We start from the raw sequence: 1,345 nt of genomic DNA on the forward strand, positions 1-1,345 counted from the left end.
GACTTGTTGCGTGTCCCTCACGCAACGCCAGGATGGACAACAGGGAAGGAAGGGACGGTGCTGCGCGCAGGCCAACGTCCAGAAAGCCGGAGGCTTCCTGGACGTCGCAATGCGGTTTAACGAGAGATGCACACGCCGGCTGGCGGTGCGGCGGCGCTGCTTAACCCGCAGTATTTGCCCTGCCGTGTGCGGCAGGTACGTTGAAGTCGCTGGGGTAGGAGTTGTCAACGCTCAGCTTGTAGCCTTCGTGCTGTGCCTGCTCCAGTTCAGCGCGGACTTCTGCGCGGGTCTTGGTACCTGCAACGGGGGTGGCATCAGTGCCAGGATAGCTGCTGTCGCTGTTGACCTGGTATGACGCGCGCGGTGATTGCAGCAACTCTGCGCGGACATCGGCGCGGCTCAAGGTGCTGGCGGCGCTCACTTCATTGCCGGGGTAGTTGCTGTCCTGGGCAAAGCTGTTCGCCGAGGCGAGCGCTGCAAGGGCAAGAACGGATGCGGAAACAAGTTTCGTCGATTTCATGGTGAATTTCCTTTAAGAACAAGTGTGAAAACAGGCGGGACGGGCGTTGTGCCCGTGAGGCCTTCATCGCTGAGTCGCGTTTTGAACAGGTGGCTCACCGATGTATCAAACCTTGTTCCGCGGCGCAGATACACAAGTGCGTATTGGCAGAACATTCAATTGTCGAAACCGGAACAATAACGGCGTGTAGTCCTGGAACTTTTTGGCGTTCAAAAAATTCGCCCACGTTTCTTTGCGATTTGTGAGGCGTGTTTTACGAAGGGTGAAATGCCATGAACTACGACAGCACCCAGGGAGGCTGCCACTGTTATGTGGGGCCGCAAGCCCGCTTTTCCACACCGGCCGCCCGGGTGAGTGCTTTTGCCGTGCCCCGGCGCAGGTTTTAGTCCTGCCGGGCTTCCATCTTCCTGATCACAGCGCGCGTGTACTCGGTCATGAATTCCAGAAACACACTGGTGCGTGCCGGAATGAATTTGCGGCTGGGCAGCGCTGCATAGAGCGTGTTGGTGCCGGTGGTCCAGGGCGACAAAATACGTTGCAGCGCGCCGCTGTTGAGGTGGTTGGCCACCAGGTCGATGGACTGGCTCATGATGCCCGCACCGTCCACACAGGCGCGTATCAGCGTGTCCGAATGGTTCACCAGCATGCTGGGCTCGATTTGCACCTCCACTTCCCGATTGTTTTCCTTCGGGTTGAACAGGCGCCAGCTGCGGTGGCGGTTGGCCTGTGCCTTGATGCGCATGCATTGATGATGGGGCAGGTCTTCAGGTTGTGCGGGTGTGCCGTGGCGGCGCAGGTAGTCTGGCGAGGCGCAGAGAATACCGG

Annotated in this window: 2 protein-coding genes; both read right to left on the reverse strand. The window is 59.1% G+C overall.

Annotated features, from left to right (window positions below; translation table 11 throughout):
- Positions 1-160 precede the first annotated feature (160 nt).
- Positions 161-520 (reverse strand): DUF4148 domain-containing protein, encoded by a 360-nt coding sequence (locus AC1D1X_RS23460; protein WP_477670169.1) that lies wholly within the window; start codon positions 518-520, stop codon positions 161-163.
- Between the two features lie 382 nt (positions 521-902).
- Positions 903-1,345: substrate binding domain-containing protein (locus AC1D1X_RS23465; protein ID WP_477699366.1), on the reverse strand; the 443-nt coding region annotated here is incomplete at its 5' end.

Source organism: Polaromonas sp. P1_G4 (assembly GCF_056405475.1).

What these genes read in the sequence shown, in the direction of transcription:
- AC1D1X_RS23460 (WP_477670169.1), bottom strand. Translation starts at nt 520, where the DNA reads ATGAAATCGACGAAACTTGTTTCCGCATCCGTTCTTGCCCTTGCAGCG.